Below are 2,233 nucleotides of genomic sequence, written 5' to 3'. Positions count from 1 at the left end.
AAAATCTCCTGTAAAAAGTCAGAATTAAGATAATGATTTGATTTTAACACTGAAAATAAAATGCGTAAAGTGCAATGTAAGCAAGTTTGTGTTGCATTTTGTGCATTGTTTTGCTTGCGTTATTATAACGTTTGTAGAAATTACATACTTTCAGTTTGCGTTATTTTTTCTTGCTCAAGATTTTTCCGGCGGCGACTGTTACGGCAAAAATTATGAGCATTACAGGCAGCGTGTTTCCGAGGATAAAATTCCAGCTCAATGAAATTCTGTAAAGCGCGAATCCCAAAACCCAGATTACGGCTTTTTGCAGGTCGATTTTTTTTGCTGAACTGTCATTTTTCAGGACAAAGAAATCTGCAATCTGAATTGAAATCATCGGGGCAAAGACCGATCCGATTAAATACAAAAAATTCGTGATGTTGTCCATCGGAAGGAAAACCGCTCCTATTGTGCCGAGCGTAGTTACAATCAGCGCGACAGTTTTTCCGTTTGGCTTTGAAGAAATTGTCTCAAATGAAATTCCTGCTGAAAATGCGTCAAGAAATGTTGTTGTTACAGTTGAAAGAATTACGATTACAAGCGCTGCCCAGCCAAGTCCTGACTTTAAGAGAATGAGTGAAATGTCTGTTTCCGAAGTGAAGATTGCAGCTCCCATTCCAATCAGGTACATCCAGCAGCTAGTTGCTCCGTAGACAAGGCTGCTCAAAAGTGAAGACACTACAGGCTTGTTGCTTTCTTTTGTGTAGTCGCTGATTAAAGGAAGCCAAGACAATGGCATTGCGGCCGCAAGTTCTATTGCCGCTCCAAAACTCATTGCTTCTTCCTGAGTGGAATTTACAACTGAATTGTTTCCGCTGAAAAAAATTATTTTGCACAGAACAACTGTAAGAATAAAAAGGGCGGACAATGATGCGATGTTTAGCTTGCTTACATTTTTTATGCCAATAAAAATCCAGGCGGCTATTAAAAGTCCGATTACGATTGCCCAGAGCCATTTTCCGTTTTTAAAAATTCCGTTTATTGAAAGCGCGCCGTCGTAAATCATAATTCCAGTCCAGCCTGTAAGTTGAAGAATATTCAGGAGCGCAAAAAATTTGCTTCCAAGAATTCCAAAGCTTCCCTTGGTTGTTTCCATTGAACTTCTTTTTGAAAATGAGCCTATGCTTCCGGCAAGAAACAAAAGCGCGCATCCGATGATGTGTCCTAAAAGAATTGCGAGTATTCCCTTTGAAAATCCCAGCGGCGCAAAATATGTTCCTGTTATAATTTCAGCGATTGAAACTCCGGCTCCAAACCAAATTAATGCCATGTTTAATTCTTTTGATTTTATGTTCATTTTAGTATTCTCCGTTTATTCTGAATGCGTGGTTCATCGGACCGCTTCCTTTTCCAAGGTCTAGCATTGCTCCAAGGCAGCCTGAAATATAGTCCTTTGCTTTTTGAACTGAAACTTCAAGGCTTTTTCCTTTTGCAAGATTTGAAGCTATTGCGCTTGAAAGTGTGCAGCCTGTTCCGTGCGTGTTGGTGTTGTTTATTTTTTTGCCCTTGAACCATTTTTCTGTTCCGTCTTGAAATAGCAAATCGTTTGCGTCGTTCAAGTTGTGTCCGCCTTTTAGTAGAACTGCGATATTGAATTTTTCGCTTATTGATTTTGCGGCTTCTTCCATTTGCTCTTCTGAAGAAATTTTTTTACCGCAAAGAATTTCAGCTTCCGGAATATTCGGAGTGATTACAGTTGCCAGCGGAAAAAGCTCGTCGCATAATGTTTTTACAGCGTCATCGGAAATCAGCTTGAATCCGCTTGTTGAAACCATGACAGGGTCAATGACAATGTTTTTTGCGTTGTAGAATTTCAGGCGGTCTGCAATTACTTTGATAAGCGGCACAGAAGAGACCATTCCGGTTTTTACAGCGTCCGGAAAAATGTCCGTGAACACGCAGTCCAGCTGGTCTTTTAGAAATTCGGGCGTGGACTCCAAAATTGATTTTACGCCAGTTGTATTTTGGGCAGTCAATGCAGTAACAGCGCTCATTGCGTAAACTCCGTTCGCTGTCATTGTCTTGATGTCTGCTTGAATTCCGGCGCCTCCGCTAGAATCAGATCCAGCGATTGTTAATGCAATTTTCATTTTTACCTCCATGGTTTGAAAACAATCATTATTTTTTATAGCGGCAAAAGTGGTGCTCCCAGTTGTCGCTTTGTTTTAGAAATTCGAGTTTTATAATTTAATGT

Annotated in this window: 2 protein-coding genes; both read right to left on the bottom strand. The window is 40.1% G+C overall.

The genetic code is table 11. The features are described 5' to 3' along the window. Positions 1-160: 160 nt before the first annotated feature. Positions 161-1,336, bottom strand: a complete 1,176-nt coding sequence (cytX, locus tag B4C08_RS05875; protein ID WP_296663930.1) for a putative hydroxymethylpyrimidine transporter CytX — start codon at positions 1,334-1,336, stop codon at positions 161-163. A 1-nt stretch (position 1,337) separates the two neighbouring features. Next, positions 1,338-2,129 (bottom strand): bifunctional hydroxymethylpyrimidine kinase/phosphomethylpyrimidine kinase, encoded by a 792-nt coding sequence (thiD, locus tag B4C08_RS05870; RefSeq protein ID WP_296663927.1) that lies wholly within the window; start codon positions 2,127-2,129, stop codon positions 1,338-1,340. Positions 2,130-2,233: the final 104 nt, after the last annotated feature.

Origin of the sequence: Treponema sp. UBA753 (assembly GCF_002297325.1) — a bacterium.
Lineage (GTDB): Bacteria > Spirochaetota > Spirochaetia > Treponematales > Treponemataceae > Treponema_D.
Note: the sequence above shows the minus strand (reverse complement) of the source record. Positions and strands in the feature narration are given on the sequence as shown.